Annotated in this window: 20 protein-coding genes; 17 read left to right on the top strand and 3 right to left on the bottom strand. The window is 53.6% G+C overall.

The annotated features are described in order from the left end of the window. Positions 1-30: 30 nt before the first annotated feature. The 17 genes from rpsM (at position 31) to QTO31_RS01925 (ending at position 10,935) form a co-directional block, all read left to right on the top strand. A complete protein-coding gene (rpsM, locus tag QTO31_RS02005; protein ID WP_031458239.1) occupies positions 31-414 on the top strand; it encodes a 30S ribosomal protein S13 in 384 nt (127 codons plus the stop codon). A gap of 19 nt (positions 415-433) precedes the next feature. After that, positions 434-844, top strand: coding sequence for a 30S ribosomal protein S11 (gene rpsK / locus QTO31_RS02000; RefSeq protein ID WP_028457696.1), 411 nt, complete (start codon positions 434-436; stop codon positions 842-844). Positions 845-1,061: 217 nt separating this feature from the next. Continuing rightward, positions 1,062-1,682, top strand: a complete 621-nt coding sequence (gene rpsD, locus QTO31_RS01995; protein WP_028457695.1) for a 30S ribosomal protein S4 — start codon at positions 1,062-1,064, stop codon at positions 1,680-1,682. A 46-nt stretch (positions 1,683-1,728) separates the two neighbouring features. Next, positions 1,729-2,688: a DNA-directed RNA polymerase subunit alpha gene (locus tag QTO31_RS01990; protein WP_031458240.1), complete on the top strand. Its 960-nt coding sequence runs from the start codon at positions 1,729-1,731 to the stop codon at positions 2,686-2,688. A 10-nt stretch (positions 2,689-2,698) separates the two neighbouring features. Next, positions 2,699-3,049, top strand: coding sequence for a 50S ribosomal protein L17 (gene rplQ, locus QTO31_RS01985; protein WP_028457693.1), 351 nt, complete (start codon positions 2,699-2,701; stop codon positions 3,047-3,049). Beyond that, the gene (gene truA / locus QTO31_RS01980; RefSeq protein ID WP_301427935.1) at positions 3,049-3,885 is read left to right on the top strand and encodes a tRNA pseudouridine(38-40) synthase TruA; all 837 of its coding nucleotides are present in this window, start codon (positions 3,049-3,051) and stop codon (positions 3,883-3,885) included. The genes rplQ and truA overlap by 1 nt, the downstream gene beginning before the upstream one ends. Before the next feature lie 5 nt (positions 3,886-3,890). After that, on the top strand, positions 3,891-4,322 hold the full coding sequence (gene rplM / locus QTO31_RS01975; RefSeq protein WP_031458243.1) for a 50S ribosomal protein L13: 432 nt from the start codon (positions 3,891-3,893) through the stop codon (positions 4,320-4,322). A gap of 87 nt (positions 4,323-4,409) precedes the next feature. After that, a complete protein-coding gene (gene rpsI, locus QTO31_RS01970) occupies positions 4,410-4,808 on the top strand; it encodes a 30S ribosomal protein S9 (RefSeq protein WP_028457690.1) in 399 nt (132 codons plus the stop codon). 87 nt (positions 4,809-4,895) lie between these two features. After that, positions 4,896-5,474: a 16S rRNA (guanine(966)-N(2))-methyltransferase RsmD gene (gene rsmD / locus QTO31_RS01965; protein WP_031458244.1), complete on the top strand. Its 579-nt coding sequence runs from the start codon at positions 4,896-4,898 to the stop codon at positions 5,472-5,474. Positions 5,475-5,477: 3 nt separating this feature from the next. Further along, positions 5,478-5,963, top strand: coding sequence for a pantetheine-phosphate adenylyltransferase (gene coaD, locus QTO31_RS01960; protein WP_031458245.1), 486 nt, complete (start codon positions 5,478-5,480; stop codon positions 5,961-5,963). Further along, positions 5,960-6,394, top strand: coding sequence for a hypothetical protein (locus QTO31_RS01955; protein WP_031458246.1), 435 nt, complete (start codon positions 5,960-5,962; stop codon positions 6,392-6,394). The genes coaD and QTO31_RS01955 overlap by 4 nt, the downstream gene beginning before the upstream one ends. A 69-nt stretch (positions 6,395-6,463) precedes the next feature. Then, entirely contained in the window at positions 6,464-6,997 is a 534-nt protein-coding gene (locus QTO31_RS01950; protein ID WP_031458247.1) for a YceD family protein, read from the top strand. Positions 6,998-7,009: 12 nt separating this feature from the next. Further along, entirely contained in the window at positions 7,010-7,195 is a 186-nt protein-coding gene (gene rpmF / locus QTO31_RS01945; protein ID WP_081909980.1) for a 50S ribosomal protein L32, read from the top strand. Between the two features lie 106 nt (positions 7,196-7,301). Beyond that, entirely contained in the window at positions 7,302-8,315 is a 1,014-nt protein-coding gene (locus tag QTO31_RS01940; RefSeq protein WP_301427934.1) for a beta-ketoacyl-ACP synthase III, read from the top strand. Between the two features lie 144 nt (positions 8,316-8,459). Further along, positions 8,460-9,416: an ACP S-malonyltransferase gene (gene fabD / locus QTO31_RS01935; RefSeq protein ID WP_031458249.1), complete on the top strand. Its 957-nt coding sequence runs from the start codon at positions 8,460-8,462 to the stop codon at positions 9,414-9,416. A gap of 8 nt (positions 9,417-9,424) precedes the next feature. After that, complete coding sequence (locus QTO31_RS01930; RefSeq protein ID WP_301427933.1) at positions 9,425-10,171, top strand: 3-oxoacyl-ACP reductase family protein; 747 nt, start codon at positions 9,425-9,427, stop codon at positions 10,169-10,171. Between the two features lie 14 nt (positions 10,172-10,185). Then, the gene (locus QTO31_RS01925; protein ID WP_301427932.1) at positions 10,186-10,935 is read left to right on the top strand and encodes a 3-oxoacyl-ACP reductase family protein; all 750 of its coding nucleotides are present in this window, start codon (positions 10,186-10,188) and stop codon (positions 10,933-10,935) included. Between the two features lie 678 nt (positions 10,936-11,613). Here the strand turns inward: QTO31_RS01925 and QTO31_RS01920 are convergent. The 3 genes from QTO31_RS01920 to QTO31_RS01910 form a co-directional block, all read right to left on the bottom strand. Further along, on the bottom strand, positions 11,614-13,101 hold the full coding sequence (locus QTO31_RS01920) for a phytoene desaturase family protein (RefSeq protein WP_031458252.1): 1,488 nt from the start codon (positions 13,099-13,101) through the stop codon (positions 11,614-11,616). 127 nt (positions 13,102-13,228) lie between these two features. Next, a complete protein-coding gene (locus QTO31_RS01915) occupies positions 13,229-14,695 on the bottom strand; it encodes a CpaF family protein (RefSeq protein ID WP_031458253.1) in 1,467 nt (488 codons plus the stop codon). A 73-nt stretch (positions 14,696-14,768) separates the two neighbouring features. Further along, on the bottom strand, positions 14,769-16,145 hold the full coding sequence (locus tag QTO31_RS01910) for an AAA family ATPase (protein WP_031458254.1): 1,377 nt from the start codon (positions 16,143-16,145) through the stop codon (positions 14,769-14,771). Between the last annotated feature and the right edge of the window lie 245 nt (positions 16,146-16,390).

Here is a 16,390-nt window from a genome sequence, read left to right as displayed (position 1 = left end):
CCGAGTACATCAGGAGCGAAGAGGACTGGCATGGCACGTATCGCCGGGGTTGATATTCCCCGCAACAAGAAGATCGAAATTGCGATCACTTACATCTATGGTATTGGTCGCTCAAACGGCATGGACATTCTGCGTAAAGCGAATGTGAACCCCGAACGCCGGGTGCGTGACCTGACCGAAGAAGAGATAGGCCGTATTCGCGAGATTATTGACCGCGAGTATCGGGTTGAAGGTGATTTGCGCCGTGAGGTGCAGTTGAACATTAAGCGCTTGATGGATATCGGCTGTTATCGTGGGCTCCGTCATCGCCGTGGTATGCCGGTGCGTGGGCAACGTACCCGTACCAATGCGCGTACCCGGCGTGGCCGTCGCGGTCAGGCGATCGGTATCAAGAAGAAGGCCGTAAAGAAGTAGTTGTAATAAGGAGTGAGGCATGCCCGCTAAGGGAAAAACGACCACTACGACACGCCAACGCGGCAAACGCCGTGAGCGTAAGAACGTGCCACGGGGTCAGGCCCATATCCAGAGCACGTTCAACAATACGATTGTAACTATTACCGATCCCCAGGGCGCTGTCGTCTGCTGGTCAAGTGCTGGTCAGAGTGGATTTAAGGGATCACGGAAGAGCACACCCTACGCTGCTCAAGTGGCAGCAGAAAATGCTGCTCGGAAGGCAATGGAAAACGGTATGCGCTCGGTTGAGGTCTTTGTTAAAGGACCTGGCGCCGGTCGTGAGGCTGCTATTCGCGCTTTGCAGGCTGCTGGTTTGCAGATTACTGCCATTACCGACGTAACACCGATTCCACATAATGGTTGCCGACCGCCAAAACGTCGGCGTGTGTAGGAGCGTGTGCGGTTTCATCGTTGGTGTGGTTGAATGATACAACTGAATGTACGCTGTGAGACGACCACAATTGGAACCGGAGGGATTATTCCCGGACGCCCGTTGTGGTAGTGTGTCTGCTCAATTGCAGCACCAGCGCCCATCTCACAGTTTGAGATAGAAGCGCAGTCACTGGCTGCTCGGATGAATATATTCTGAATAAAGGATTAATAAGACTATGGCGCGATATATAGGACCAGTCGGCAAAGTTAGCCGACGCCTCGGTATCGGAATCACCGAAAAAGGTCAACGTATTCTGAATAAGCGGCCAGATCCGCCTGGACAGCACGGTGCCGCCGCTCGTCGTCGGCAATTGTCCGACTACGGTATGCAGTTGCGTGAAAAGCAGAAGGCAAAATTCATCTACGGCGTGCTCGAACGCCAGTTTCGTCGACTGTTTGAGCAGGCGTCACGTCGTAGTGGCGTAACTGGCGAGTACTTGTTGAGCTTGCTTGAGCGCCGACTTGATAATGTGGTGTATCGTCTTGGATTTGCCACAACCCGCGCTCAGGCTCGCCAGTTGGTCAGCCATGGGCATATTGTTGTTGATGGTCGCAAAACAAACATCCCGTCGTATACGGTGAAGGTTGGGCAGGTTATTGCCGTTCGTCCACAAAGTCGGAGCCGTACTTACTTTAAGAATCTCGTCGATAGCGGTGTTTTGAACAAACATCGTGCGCCCGAATGGCTGCGGCTCAATCCTGCCGATCTTTCGGGTACCGTCGTTGCTTTACCACGCCGTGAAGATGCTGAGGCCGGAATTAACGAGCAGTTGATCGTTGAGTTCTATAGCCGGTAATGATTACTCTCGTCTGTAAGACGGAGAAAAGAAATGGGAGGTAGCAGTGCTCGATATTGCACAACCAAAGATTGAGGTTGTTGAAGCAACCGATACCTTTGGACGCTTTAAAATCGAGCCGCTCGATCCGGGCTATGGACACACGCTCGGTAATGCGCTTCGGCGCGTGCTGCTTACGGCCATTCCCGGATCGGCGATCACCCACGTGCGCATCGCTGGTGTTTATCAGGAGACCGACACTATCCCCGGTGTGACCGAGGATGTCGTCGAGATTATCTTAAACCTGAAAGGCATCCATTTGCGTGGTCGCCACGAGGGAACAGTACAGGCAATGATCCGAAAACAGGGACCGGCTGTAGTGACGGCTGCCGATCTGGTGTTGCCAGAAGGTCTGTCGGTCGTTGATCCCGATCACTATATTTGCACCCTTGAGCATGATCAGGCACACATCGAGGTGATCGCAACGATTGAACAAGGTCGCGGCTACCTATCGGCCGATCAGCGAGGCATCTTGCCGCTCGGTGAGTTTCCGATTGATGCTATCTTTACGCCGGTGCCGCGTGTCAATTATGTGGTGGAAAATACCCGTATTGGGCAAGCCACCGACTATGATCGCCTGATCCTTGAGGTCTGGACGAACGGAACCGTGCGACCACAAGATGCTCTCGATTACGCGGCCCGAGTCCTGGTACACTACAATACTACTATCGCGAATTTTAATCGCCTAGCTGCTGAACCGGCAACACAACCAGAAACCAATGGGCTGGAGATTCCAGCACATATCTACGATCTGTCAATTGAGACTCTTGATCTCTCAACCCGAACGTACAACTGCTTGAAGCGGGCGGAGATTACCAAGATCGGTCAAGTGTTGCAAATGGACGAGAAGGCGTTGTTGTCGGTACGGAATCTCGGCCAAAAGTCGATGGAAGAGATTCGTGATAAATTGATTGAACGAGGTTATATTCCGCGCATAGTGCCAAAAAACGGGGCAGCGCGTTCATAAGGATACGACCATGCGACATCGACATGCCGGAAAATTACTGGGGCGGTCGTATGAGCACCGTAAGGCGCTCTACCGCAATCTGATGATTGCCCTAATTGAACACAAGAAGATTAAGACGACGCTGGCTAAGGCACGTGCCGTTCAGCCTGAAGTAGAAGCGCTGATTTCCATTGCGCGCGAGGATACACCCCATGCGCGACGGATGGCGCTCTCGAAGTTGGCCAGTAAAGATGCAATGCGGAAGTTGTTTGCCTTTGCCCCAACGACCTACGGCGGACGTAACGGTGGCTACACGCGCATTACCAAGCTGGGGCCGCGACGGGGTGATGGGGCCGAGATGGCCTTAATCGAGTTGATCTGATGCGCACGATTGCGCTGCTGTTGGCCTACGATGGCACCGACTTTGCCGGGTCGCAGTGGCAGACCGATATTCGTACTGTTCAGGGTGCTCTGGAATCGGCGTGGGAAGCCCTGACCCAGGAACGGCGTCGGATTGTGCTGGCCGGCCGAACCGACGCCGGGGTTCATGCTAGTGGTCAGGTTGCTCATGTGCAGACGACCACCCGTCATGATCTACAAACGATCTGGCGTGGCTTGAATGCTCATCTGCCGGTTGATCTGACGGTACAGAATGTCGGTGACGCAACTGAAGATTTTCACGCTCGCTTTAGTGCGATCCAGCGTGAATATCGCTATCTTATCGATTGTGCGCCAGCGCCATTGCCACAACTTCGCCATCAAGCCCTGCATGTAGCAGGAACCCTTGATGTACCGGCAATGACCGCAGCGCTCAAGTTGCTGGAGGGAACGCACGACTTCGCTGCCTTTACAACGGCAGCACCGGCCCAACGTTCGACCGTTCGTACAATATATTGGACCCGAATCGGTGAGTATGAATGGTTCGAGCGGCGTTTACTGGCTATCGAAGTTGCAGCTAACGCTTTTCTCCAGCATATGGTACGGATGATCGTCGGTACACTCTTACAGGTTGGTCGTAACCGAATGACGGTCGATCAGTTCGGTGAAGTGCTCATGAGTCGTGACCGGCGGCTGGCCGGTCCAACTGCACCGGCTCATGGCTTGACCTTAACGGCTGTACGCTATCCACCCGGCCTCATCCGCTGGGTAGAGACATCGAAACGGCAAAATGGCTCGACGAAGATTGCCCAATCTTCGTCCTACGTACACGAGGAATAGGTGCTGTGAAGACCTATCATCAAAAACCATCAGAAGTGCAGCGCGACTGGTATGTCATCGATGCGAGTGGTAAGGTGCTCGGTCGATTGGCAACGCAGATTAGTACTCTGCTGCGCGGGAAACACAAACCAACGTTCACACCATCAGTTGATGGTGGAGATTTTGTGATCGTGGTGAATGCCGAGAAAATTGTCTTGACCGGACGGAAACCCGATCAGAAAATCTACTATCGCCACACCGGTTATCCGGGAGGTCTCAAAGCGACACCTTACAAGATGATGCTGGCAAAGCATCCTGATCGGATTTTACGCCTGGCGGTGAAGCGGATGTTGCCCAAAAACCGCATGGGTCGCCGATTGTTGAGCAAGCTGCGCATTTACGCTGGGCCAAACCACCCGCACGCGGCGCAGCAGCCAAAGCCTTATATTCCGCGCTAAAACAGTGTGTAGCAAGCGGGAGATATTGCGGTCCGTGTGCAGACAGTCAAGAGCACCCCAGTGGTGCCAAGGTGGTGAGGAGAAGGAATGGAAGCTAAGCGCTATTATCAAGGCACTGGCCGTCGCAAGACTGCGGTGGCGCGGGTTCGCCTCTTCCCCGGAAATGGGGAATTTATCGTCAATGGGAAGAAGCCGGAGGATTACTTCGGTCGTCGTGATCTATACCAGTATAACCTCCGTTTACCGCTGGTATTGACAAACCATCTCAACACGTTTAATGTGTTGGTAAAGGTCAAGGGTGGGGGAATTTCCAGCCAGGTCGGTGCTGTTCGTCACGGTATTGCCCGGGCACTGTTAGACTACGACAGCACCTTGCGTCCGACGCTCAAGCAAGCCGGGCTGCTCACCCGCGATCCACGTGCCAAAGAGCGCAAGAAAGTTGGTCTCAAGCGAGCACGCAAGGCACCACAGTACACAAAGCGCTAATCCGATTGGGGTACGGCAATGGTGCAGTGGGGCAGACGGTCGTATCACAGACCGTCTGCTGTGCGTTATAACGATGGCAACAGAGTCATGCGAGTTATTACCGGAAAAGCTAAGGGACACCGTTTGAAAGCACCGAAAGGCCTCGGTACTCGTCCGATGCTTGATCGGGTGAAAGAAGCCCTCTTTTCGGTGCTCGAGGGGTACGGTCCAATCCGCGGTGCAGTCCTTGATCTCTACGCCGGTACCGGATCACTCGGTATTGAGTGTCTGTCGCGTGGTGCTGATAGTGCTGATTTTGTTGAGCGAAATGCGCATGTCTGTTCCATCATTGCTGAAAATTTGCGCCATACCCACTTCGAACAGCAGGCACATATCTATCACATGCCGGTGGATCGATTCTTGCACCGTCAACGCGGTATCGGACGCTATGATATAATCATCATGGATCCACCTTATGCTGACCCGACGATCGAGATGACGATGCAGCTTGTGGCAAAAAGCGGTGTGGGAAAGGAAGGTAGTCTCTTGATTGTCGGTCATTCACCACGAGTAGAACTGGCCGATGATTATCCAGGGCTGCACCGAATCAAGTTTCGGCGTCTAGGAGACTCGTGCTTCTCGATTTATGAACTGACAGCAATAACGACGCCAGAATCCGATCAGTAAGCTATGCGCATCGCAATCTACCCCGGCAGTTTCGATCCAGTTACATACGCTCATCTTGACATTGCCCGTCGTGCAACGCGGATTTTTGACCGTGTTATTATGGCAGTGTTTGATCGTCCACAGAAAAAACTGCTCTTTTCGACTGCTGAACGACTCCATCTGTTGCGCGTTGCAACGGCCGATCTCGAACGGGTAGAGGCAATGAGCTATGAAACACTAACAGTTGATTTTGCCCGGCAGGTAGGTGCGTGCGCGATTGTACGTGGCCTCCGCGCTGCAAGTGACTTCGAGGCTGAATTTCAAATGGCGCAGGTGAATCAGGCCATCGATCCAGGCATCGAGGTGGTGGTGCTGATGGCCGGTCGGCAATTTGCTCATATCAGTTCAACGGCGGTACGCGAAATGGCCAGCCTTGGACGCGACCCGGTGGAATTTGCACCGCCGGTCGTTGTAGCGGCCTTACGCGACAAGTTCGCACAGAGGGGGTGATCATCATCGAACTGGATGATTTGATTGATGAACTGGAAGAGGTGATTGCTGCCGGCTTCCGGCTGCCCCTCAGCGGTGGACGAACCTTAGTCGATGAAGGTCGTATCCTCGAAATCATCGATCAGATGCGCACGGTTATTCCTGAAGAGATCCGACGAGCCAGACGAATCATTGCTGAACAAGAACAGTTGCTGGCTACTGCTCAGGCCCGTGTGCAGGAGGTATTGAGCGAACGCGGGTTGCTGGCCGCCGTCGAAGCCGAGCGAGAGCGCCTGTTGCAACAGGCCGAACATGAAGCTGCCGAAATCCGCGCTGGTGCCGATGCGTATGCCCGGCAGGTGCTTGAAGAACTCGATGAACGGCTGAGTAAACTGTTGAGTAGTGTGCGTAATGGCTTACACGCGCTGGAAGAACGCCGAACAAGTGCTTGACAATCTTCCGCTCTCTCGCCTATAATTTGGCGCTTGTGGCGGAACCACGGCGCGCCACAGGTGATTGCTATGACTGCATTACGATTCAATCTCGCGCAATTGTTACGCGAAGAGATAGGCGCACGACGCGATATTTCTTTTAGCGAAGCGGCTTTGCCACTCGATGAGGAGTTGACGCTACGGAATATTTCTGGTCGTGTGCGTCTGACCCGTACTGCGGCAGGGGTCTATGCCCAGGTAACGGTGCATGGTGTCGTGACATTGACCTGTGTCCGTTCGCTCGAATTATTTGATTATGAGCTTGACCTCGATTTCAGCGATCAGTTTTATGCGGTCGTTGATGTTGTCAATGGTCACCGATTACCGCAACCCGTTGAGGATGATCCATTTATGCTCGACGAGTTGCATCATATTGATATTGGGGAAGCGATCCGTAGCTACGCGCTGATCAATCTGCCGATGAATCCAATTGCGCCGGCATATCGTGATCAACCGGTCAACTATACGGTTGCATCGGAGGGGATTGAAGATGACGATACGCTGGTTGATGATCGCTTCGCCGCTTTACGTGAATGGGCTGAACGACAACGTAACCAAAATTAAGGAGTAACAATCATGGGAGCAGTACCAAAACGAAAAGTATCGCGTCATCGACGCGGTAATCGGCGGCGACATTTGGCTCTCACCCCACCGGTGTTGGTGTCTTGCCCACGCTGCGGCGAACTGATGCGGGCGCATCGAGTATGCCTCTCTTGTGGGTATTATAAGGGCCGGCAGGTACTCGACATTACTGCTGAATAGCTCTATTCCTGGTACCGAATTTCCTGTCGGGAAATGCGTATCGAGAAGGCTGCCTGCCGTGGTTATCGGGCTGGCAGCCTTTGATTATGATAGAAAGGGTATAAGGGTGAGCAGGGAACGTTATGCAGCAGTGGTCGGCTGGGGGATGGCTGTTCCGCAACGTCTGATTACCAACGATGAACTGGCACAACGGATAGATACATCCGATGAGTGGATCCGTACTCGTACCGGTATCCGTGAACGGCGAGTGGCCGGGCCTGGTGAGAGTACTTCCACGCTGGCAACTGCTGCTGGCCGTGAAGCACTGGTGATGGCCGGTATTGAACCCTCTACGATCGATACGGTCATCGTTGCAACCTGTACTCCTGATCGGCCATTTCCTGCTACTGCCTGTACAGTACAGGCTAACTTGCGAATTCCGCGTGCAGCAGCGTTTGATCTAGCAGCGGCATGTAGTGGCTTTGTCTATGGGCTTACGGTCGCAACCAGTTTAATCAAGAGCGGTGTGAGCCGTCGCTTATTACTAGTCGGTGCCGACATTTTTACGCACTATATCAACTGGAATGACCGTAATACCTGCGTTCTGTTTGGTGACGGTGCTGGCGCTGTTGTGTTGGAAGCCACTGATGAACCACTCGGTCTCTTGACGTCGCATCTGAGTGCCGATGGGAAGCTGGAAGACCTGATGGCCGTTGATGCGGGTGGTACGCGCATGCCGCTTACTGCCGAGTTGCTGGCTGAAGGTCGACAGTACGTGTACATGAATGGACGGGAAATTTTTAAACACGCAGTGCGCGAGATGAGCGACTCGGCGTTACAGGTATTGCAGGCGGCCGGGGTGACGGTTGACAATATTGCTTTGGTGATTCCGCATCAGGCCAATGTGCGAATTATTGACGCGGTCGCTCGTCGGCTCGAAATTCCACCAGAGCGTGTGATGATCAATCTTGACCGATACGGCAATACGTCGGCAGCCTCAATCCCAATTGCCCTCTACGAAGCTGCCTGTCAGGAACGGATAAAAGCGGGTGATTATGTATTGTTGATGGCATTCGGTGGTGGTCTTACGTGGGGGGCGGGTCTGGTACGTTGGGGGAAACCAGCACGCTCAGTATGTTGAAGGAGGTAAGGCGTCAGGGCTTTAGATAAGGCTACGACATACCGCTGATAAGCCGCTGATCTAGAACTATTCTGAACGCGGGCCGACACGATGGGGAGGGGAAGGCAATGGTCGTGTCAGCAAAGAAAGAAGAGGCATCAGATCATGAGCATTGCATGGGTATTTCCGGGACAGGGATCGCAAGTTGTAGGTATGGGGCGTGATTTGATCACGGTATCGCCCGCAGCACGTCGGATCTTCGCCACGGCCGATGAGACACTTGACTATCCACTGAGTGAGTTGTGTTTTAGTGGACCGGAAGCTGACCTCACTGCCACCGAAAACGCCCAACCGGCACTCCTAACAACCAGTATGGCTTTGCTGGCGGCGATGCAGGAATTGCTGGGAGACCGACTTGAACAACCGATTGTCGTTGCCGGCCACAGTCTGGGTGAATTTTCAGCGTTGGTGGCCGGTGGTGCACTCGATTTTACTACTGCCCTGCGTTTGGTACGCCGACGTGGTGAATTGATGGCAGCAGCTCATGAAGGAAGTATGGCTGCGGTTATCGGTTTGGACGCCGATGTGCTCGAACAGATCTGCCAAGAGGTCAGTGCTGCTCTCCAAACCGAACATGACCACAGTACCGTAGTGATTGCCAACTACAATGCACCTGACCAACTGGTGATCAGTGGGAGTGTGGTGGCCGTAGAGCACGCCAGTATGCTGGCGAAAAGTCGGGGAGCAAAACGGGTTATTCCTCTCAGGGTTAGTGCAGCCTTCCACTCGCCATTGATGATCGCGGCTGCTGAAGGGATGGCTCAGGCGCTTACCAATGCAACCGTCCATGATCTCACCATCCCTCTGGTTGCTAATGTGACAGCCGAGCCGCTCTACCACGCCGATGATGTTCGGCGAGAAATCGTTGCTCAGGTTGTAGCGCCGGTACGCTGGATCGCATCGGTGCAACGGATGGTTGCGCTCGGTGTCGAGACCTTCGTTGAAATTGGTCCGGGGAAGGTGTTAACCGGCCTGATCCGGCGTATCGTTCCTGGCGCACGCTTAATCAATGTCGGAACATTTGCAGATATACAGTCGCTCACGGCAATGCAACTGGTATAGAGCGTCGTATGGAATTGCGCGGTCAAGTCGCTATCATTACCGGGGGGGCACGTGGGATTGGGAGGGCCACAACGATCGAGCTGGCTCAGGCCGGTGCACGAGTGCTTATCAACTATCAGCGGAGTGCCGGTGCCGCCGAGGCATTGGCGGCCGAGATTGTTGCGGCAGGCGGTGATGCCTTTGCGTATCAGGCAGATGTATCCGATGAGCAAGCAGTAACCGGCATGGTGCAGGCGGTGCTTGATCGGTGGGGAAGGATTGATATTTTAGTTAATAATGCTGGCATCACCGCTGATGCGCCGCTGGCTCGGCTTCGGCCAGAACAGTGGCAGCACGTGATAGACACTGACCTGACCTCAGTGTTTTTGTGTTGTCGTGCAGTGATCCCGACGATGCAACGTGCTGGCTACGGACGCATTGTATCAGTAAGTTCACTGGCAGCGCTGGCAGGAAATGTTGGCCAGACCAACTATGCTGCTGCTAAAGCAGGGATCATTGGTTTGAGCCGTTCTCTGGCCCGCGAAGTGGCGCGTGATGGGATCACGGTTAACGTTGTTGCGCCTGGCTACGTCGAGACGGACATGGTTGAGACCGTGCCCGAGGCGCTGCGAGCGTGGGCATTACAGGCTATCGCTATCGGTCGATTTGGTCGTCCAGAAGAGGTTGCCGCTGCGATTCGGTTTCTTGTTTCACCTCGGGCTTCGTACATCACCGGCCACGTCTTGACGATTGACGGTGGTTGGGTCATGCCTTGACCATGGATGCTTGCATGATCGACTTTCAAGGACAAGTAGCAATTGTTACCGGCGGTTCGGGGGGGATCGGGCAGGCAATTGTCCGTGGATTGGCGCGCTACGGCGCTCGTGTGCTGGTTGGATACCATTCGAGCGATAGCGCAGCTTACGATGTGGTAACGGCAGCGCAGGCGATTGGTAGTGATGCAGTGGCATTAGCCGTCGATGTACGGGAACCTGACAGTGGTACGGTGCTGGTAACAGCAGCACTGGAACGCTGGGGGCAGCTTGATATTTTGATCAACTGTGCCGGTGTTGCCGATTATGGCCCGCTGCGTGAGATGAGTAGCGAGCGCTGGCGGCAAACGATCCAGACTAATCTTACCGGAATGTACCATACCTGTCGCGCAGCGCTACGCCCAATGATGCAGCAGCGGTATGGTCGTATTGTAAATCTGGCGGCTCTCTACGGTGTGTCCGGATTTCCAGGACAGGCCGATTTCGCCGCAGCCGCTGGGGGAATCATTGGTTTGACACGGTCTCTGGCGCGCGAAGCAGCACCGTGGCAGATCACTGTAAATGCGGTTGCACCGGGCATGATCGAGACCGACCTTATCACCGTGATACCGCAAGCTATTCAACAGTGGAGCGCGGGAATTATCGCCTTACGTCGACTGGGTAAGCCCGAAGAAGTTGCTGCGGCTGTCCTCTTTCTTGCTTCACCAGTTGCTTCGTATATCACCGGGCAAACCTTAATGGTTGATGGCGGCTGGACGATGGCATAGCGGCTAAAGTTCGTAAAAACGCAGATGCGGTAGCTTGAGCTACCGCATCGCGACTAAATGTAACCCTACAACCCACCTACGACCTGACTTGACCAACCACCTCGAGAGTTCATCAGTGTGTGAAGGAGGAGGTCCACCACCGTACCCGCACAGTTCCTTTAGCTGCTCTGCCTTCAGCAGATTAATGCGCCGGGCCAGCTTTTGCTATCGGATTTCCTCACCTCCAGCGTGGGACAGCAGCTCCTTCTTACCCAACGCGGTGAGTTTGTTTGGGAGGTAACCGTACAGCTCGCACAGCATCCAGTTACTCGGCAGCAACCTGGCGCTTGTCTGTTCGTCTCCCCCACCCTCATCACTTATTTTTCTCAATCTCTTGATGAGGGGGTTTCCCCGAACTTACGCTTCATCTCTTCAAACTTTACCCACAGATAACTTTTTACACTTGAGATGAAGCGCTTGCTTTTCGGTTACACGTAAGTGGTTTCGTTCCTCCTTTGCTTTCTGATGTTCTCTCGAGGCTTCGCCCATATCATAGCACTACGTTGGTCATAAATCAAGTAGTTTATCGCAATTTGACGATGATAAACCACAATTCTTGCTGCTATGCACCATCGTAAAGTTAAGAGAGCGTTAAGCGTTTTACCCGTTCCATCGTGCAAGTGTAAAGAGTTTTTGATGTTAAACCGGTATATCTGTCGCAACACGTGCTGCAACCGCTCGTCCTGACAACAAGACGAGCGGAATACCACCACCCGGATGAGTACCACCGCCCACAAAGTAGAGGTAGCGTATCCGGCGTGCTCGCAATGGCGGACGGGCAAAGGCGGCAAAGGGTGAATTTGAGCTGGGACCGTAAATAGCGCCCAGCGCAGCGTTGTATCGTTTAGCCAGATCGTGAGGTGTCCAGTGGTGCATATAACGAATAGCCTGGCGTAGGCCGCTTAATCCCATTGTTTCCAGTTTCGCAATGATGTGATCGCGATAGGCAGGCATTACTGCATCCCAATCAACCCGACCATCATCGGCTGGTGCATTCACCAGTACAAACAGGTTTAGATGACCAGGCGGCGCATGCATGGGGTCAGAACGGCACGTGACTGCGACGTAGATAGTCGGGTCAAGCGCCGGTTGACGTTCGTGGACAATCGCATGGAATTCGGTAGGATAGTCATTACTGAAAAAGATATTGTGATGCACCAGTTGCGGAAAGTCTCCCTCGACACCGAGGAAGAGCACGACACCGCTGTACGATGGTTCAAGGCGAGCGAGTCGTTCTGCTTCCGGTCTACTGTCAGGCAGGAGTTGTTCGTAGGCGTAGCGTGGGTCGGCATTTACTACGACTGCTGCGGCTGGGAGGGTTGTGCTATCAGCCAGTTGCACACCACATGCTCTCCCACGTTCGACCATGATCCTGGTCACCGGGGTCTGGAGACGTATCTCTACTCCCATTTCGGTTGCCAGCCGGCTCAGGGCAATTGCCAGTTGGTACATTCCACCACGTACATACCAGCCACCTTCAGCAAGCTCGATATAGGCGATCAGGTTGAACGTAGCCGGGGAGCGATACGGGGATGACCCGTTGTAAGTCGCGTAACGATTAAAGATTTGGCGCAGGTACGGACTGCGAAAGAATGAACGAACCGCAGTGTCAACGCTCCGCAGTGCATCAATGCGAAGCGCATGGCGGAGTAACGAGGGCGTAATCAGTTCACGGAGACCATCGAATGGCTTTAACAGAAATGGATCGGCGACGGCGTCGTAGATGCGTGCCGTATGCGCCATAAAGCGAAAAAAGTTCGGGACATCTCCCGCGCTGAGACGTTCAATTTCTTGAATAAGCTGTGGTAATCGCTGCCATGCATCAAAGCGGGTACCATCAGACCAGAAGTAACGACAGGTCGGCTCGACCTGTTCCAGACACAGGTAATCTTCCATCCGCCGGTTAGCCGCCGTGAAGAGGTCACGAATAACCCACGGCATTGTCAGCAATGAGGGTCCGGTATCGAAAGTATAACCGGCAGCCTGATGGATATTCAACTTTCCGCCGAGGCGCTCATTCTTCTCACAAAGAATGACTCGGCGACCCTGACCGGCCAGTCTGATGGCCGCAGCCAGGCCGCCCAGACCACCGCCTACAACGATGATAGGGAGTTGCGATCCGTTCATGGGTAACACTCATTCTAGTTCAAGCACGTGGCGTTGTACCGGTTGCTATGGTTTGGTATTGCCAGAACACAAGGGGAGGGCAGCCGTAGCGGCTGCCCGCAGAGGATGGTCGAACAATGAGAGAACGCTAGCGCCGAACACGCTGACCAGGGATTTGGGCGCCGAAAATGCTCGGTGGTAACTTGAATCCATGCGCTTCCAGGCGCGGCGTGAACTTAGGCCGCACTCCCGTCGGGCGTAGTTCAGCGATAATCTTTCCTTCACCCGTCTTCCCAAGGATTTCGAGCTTAAAGATATCTTGCAAGACGACAGTATCGCCCTCCATTCCCTGAACCTCGGTAATGTAGGCGACTTTGCGCGAACCATCTTCAAGGCGGGTCTGTTGCACGATCAGATCGATAGCCGAGGCAATCTGTTCACGGATCACCTTGAGCGGCATCTCCATACCGGCCATCAGCGCCATCGTCTCCATACGGGCAATGGCATCACGCGGAGTATTCGCGTGCAAGGTGGTTAGCGAACCGTCATGGCCGGTATTCATTGCCTGCAACATATCGAGTGTTTCACCACCACGACACTCACCGATCACGATTCGTTCGGGCCGCATACGGAGTGAGTTGATCACCAGATCGCGGATCGTCACCCGTCCGGTGCCATCAATCTCTGGTGGCTTTGCTTCGAGGCGCACTACGTGATCTTGGGCCAATTGCAACTCGGCACTATCTTCTATCGTGATAATACGTTCGTCTTCGGGAATAAAATTCGAGAGCACATTGAGGAGTGTCGTCTTACCAGAACCGGTACCACCGGCGACCACAATATTCAGCCGTGAGACGACACACGCACGGAGAAATTCAGCCATCTCAGGCGTCATCGAGCCGAAGCGAATCAGATCATCGACTTTCAACTTGTTCTTCGAGAACTTACGAATCGTGATCGTCGAGCCATCGATCGCGCACGGCGGAATGATTGCATTGACACGAGAGCCATCGGGGAGACGGGCATCGACCATTGGCCACTTACGGTCAATGCGGCGACCGAGCGGGCGGATAATTCGATCAATGATCTTCAACACGTGTTCATCAGAAGCAAAACGCACGTCGGTGAGCTTTAGTTTCCCCTTTTGTTCGATGTATACTTTATTGGGGCCGTTAACCATCACCTCTGAAATCGTATCATCATCGAGCAACGGTTGCAGTGGGCCAAAGCCAAACAGCTCATCGCAAACCATTGCAAAGAGCTTTTTCACATCCTGATCAGATAGGTGGACATTTGCCTGTTGATAGATGCGGGCGAACCGCTCTTGCAAGAGGCGTTCGGTTTCTGGCGACCGTTTTAGCTCGGTCTGATTACCCAAAGAGGCCTGAATCCGGTCAACAATCCAGAGCGAGAGTTCAAGCATCCGCTTCTGATCGTTGGCCGGCGTAGCATCTTGCACAGTTGGACGGGTGGGCGCTGGTGTAGGGGTAGTTGGCACCGGCGGGGGCGGCGGGGGAGCTGGTGCGACGGCAGCCGCTGTGGGTGGCGATGGCGTGGCAGCAGCCGGAGCAGGCTCTGGTTGCGGTTGATTACCGAGACGTTTGAACAGCGACATAGGGAAAGAACCTCCTTCGTGCCCTTCGTTCTGGCAACGGGTTAATCTGATACGACACGATCTGGCCAGGCGATCAGCCCAACTTGACGAAATAGGCTTCACAGGCCCGGTCGATCAACTCTCGCGACATAGCCGGTGGAATGCCACGGTATTTGGCTTCATCTAGTATCTGGTCGCACAAATCACGTGGGTGACACGCCCGTAATTCGCGCCCAACCTTCATGTAATGCTCCTGGATGAGGTAACGCAGACCATCATCGCTGTAGGGAATGCGCTTGCTCTTACAAACGAGCTGAAAAATTGCCCGGAATTCGGTTGGTGTTGGATTAGGAACCTCGATCTTATGACGGATGCGGCGGAGAAAGGCGTCATCGACGAGGTCTTTCGGGTTGAGGTTGGTTGAGAAAACGATCAACACGTCAAACGGCACCTGAATCTTCTTACCGGTTTGCAAAGCCAGAAAATCTACTTTCTTTTCTAGTGGCACGATCCAGCGATTAAGTAGGTCTTGTGGCCGACACTTCTGCCGACCAAAGTCATCGATCAGAAAGAGACCGCCATTTGCTTTCATCTGAAATGGCGCTTCATAGACCTTTGAAACCGGATCGAAGATCAGTTCAAGTTGTTCCAGCTCAAGTTCACCACCAACCATCACTCGTGGTCGCTTACACACCACCCACCGCGCATCAGGATAGGTCGTCGGTGCAATGGTGGCGGCTGAACCAAACGGCGTCGGCGGCAGGTCGGGGTGACCGACTTCATTGATCTGCACAACCTGATGGTTTAGGGGGTCGAAGACTTTGATAATCTGACCATCGACCTCGACAGCGTAGGGAATAATGACCAACCCACCAAGCAGATTGGCAATACCCTCGGCAATGGTGGTCTTGCCGTTTCCTGGTGGGCCATACAAGAAGAGCGAACGGGCTGAATTGGCTGCCGGGCCGATTTTATCGAGCATCTTCTCACTGACCACCAGATGGCTAAAGGCTTTGCGAATGGTGGCCTGATCGATAACCAGTTCGCCGATACTCTGGCGGAGCGTTACTTCGACATACTGCTGGAGTGGCACCGGCGCCGGTCCGGCGTATTGGTTACGATCAATCACCTCGTGAACTTTGTTTCGACCTTTGGCGGTAATCACATACTGAAACGATCGCTCACTAAAACCACCCTCGGCGCCGATAATATCAACGTATTCCTCAAGTTTGAGAAACTCAAGCACCTTATCAATAACACCGAGAAATGGTAGTTTCACCGTTTCTTCAAGTTTTTGACCGGTAATTGCTCCTGAAAAGTAGATCACCTTCAAGATGTGATCGGTCAAAAACCCCATTGATAACCCGGTTTCGGCAATACTGTTTGGTTGTGGTGGTATTTCAGGCATTCGGTTAGGCGTGTTACCGGTTGAGCTGGTCGTTGGATTGACTTCATGCAAACGGAAGCTCATAGCCTAATCCTTTCTGCCGGATACTGTTTCTCTGCCAGGTGGCGGTTGGTGACAGGTGTCTGTATGCCCGCTAGAGGTAGTATAGCGATCTACGAGGTTCAGCGCAAGGAGAGAAGTGAGGAATCATGGGCGAAAAAAGTCATTTCAATATTGATCGTGCAGGCGTGCCATACGCATATTTGAGGAATATTCTTCCGATCCGGTACTGACAGGGGGCGAAGCGTCGCTTCGCCCCTTCGCGAATA

Origin of the sequence: Chloroflexus sp. MS-CIW-1, assembly GCF_030444705.1 — a bacterium.
Taxonomy (GTDB): Bacteria; Chloroflexota; Chloroflexia; order Chloroflexales; family Chloroflexaceae; genus Chloroflexus.
The sequence above is the reverse complement of the archived record's forward strand: the minus strand, read 5'-3'. Positions and strand labels throughout refer to the sequence as shown.

Bases quoted from the DNA above. Each gene is read 5' to 3' on its own strand.
- QTO31_RS01950 (WP_031458247.1), top strand. From the start codon at position 6,464: ATGACTGCATTACGATTCAATCTCGCGCAATTGTTACGCGAAGAGATA.
- rpmF (WP_081909980.1), top strand. From the start codon at position 7,010: ATGGGAGCAGTACCAAAACGAAAAGTATCGCGTCATCGACGCGGTAAT.
- rpsK (WP_028457696.1), top strand. From the start codon at position 434: ATGCCCGCTAAGGGAAAAACGACCACTACGACACGCCAACGCGGCAAA.
- QTO31_RS01910 (WP_031458254.1), bottom strand. From the start codon at position 16,145: ATGAGCTTCCGTTTGCATGAAGTCAATCCAACGACCAGCTCAACCGGT.
- rpsD (WP_028457695.1), top strand. From the start codon at position 1,062: ATGGCGCGATATATAGGACCAGTCGGCAAAGTTAGCCGACGCCTCGGT.
- QTO31_RS01930 (WP_301427933.1), top strand. From the start codon at position 9,425: ATGGAATTGCGCGGTCAAGTCGCTATCATTACCGGGGGGGCACGTGGG.
- coaD (WP_031458245.1), top strand. From the start codon at position 5,478: ATGCGCATCGCAATCTACCCCGGCAGTTTCGATCCAGTTACATACGCT.
- QTO31_RS01915 (WP_031458253.1), bottom strand. From the start codon at position 14,695: ATGTCGCTGTTCAAACGTCTCGGTAATCAACCGCAACCAGAGCCTGCT.
- fabD (WP_031458249.1), top strand. From the start codon at position 8,460: ATGAGCATTGCATGGGTATTTCCGGGACAGGGATCGCAAGTTGTAGGT.
- truA (WP_301427935.1), top strand. From the start codon at position 3,049: ATGCGCACGATTGCGCTGCTGTTGGCCTACGATGGCACCGACTTTGCC.
- QTO31_RS01925 (WP_301427932.1), top strand. From the start codon at position 10,186: ATGATCGACTTTCAAGGACAAGTAGCAATTGTTACCGGCGGTTCGGGG.
- QTO31_RS01920 (WP_031458252.1), bottom strand. From the start codon at position 13,101: ATGAACGGATCGCAACTCCCTATCATCGTTGTAGGCGGTGGTCTGGGC.
- rpsI (WP_028457690.1), top strand. From the start codon at position 4,410: ATGGAAGCTAAGCGCTATTATCAAGGCACTGGCCGTCGCAAGACTGCG.
- rsmD (WP_031458244.1), top strand. From the start codon at position 4,896: ATGCGAGTTATTACCGGAAAAGCTAAGGGACACCGTTTGAAAGCACCG.
- rplQ (WP_028457693.1), top strand. From the start codon at position 2,699: ATGCGACATCGACATGCCGGAAAATTACTGGGGCGGTCGTATGAGCAC.
- rpsM (WP_031458239.1), top strand. From the start codon at position 31: ATGGCACGTATCGCCGGGGTTGATATTCCCCGCAACAAGAAGATCGAA.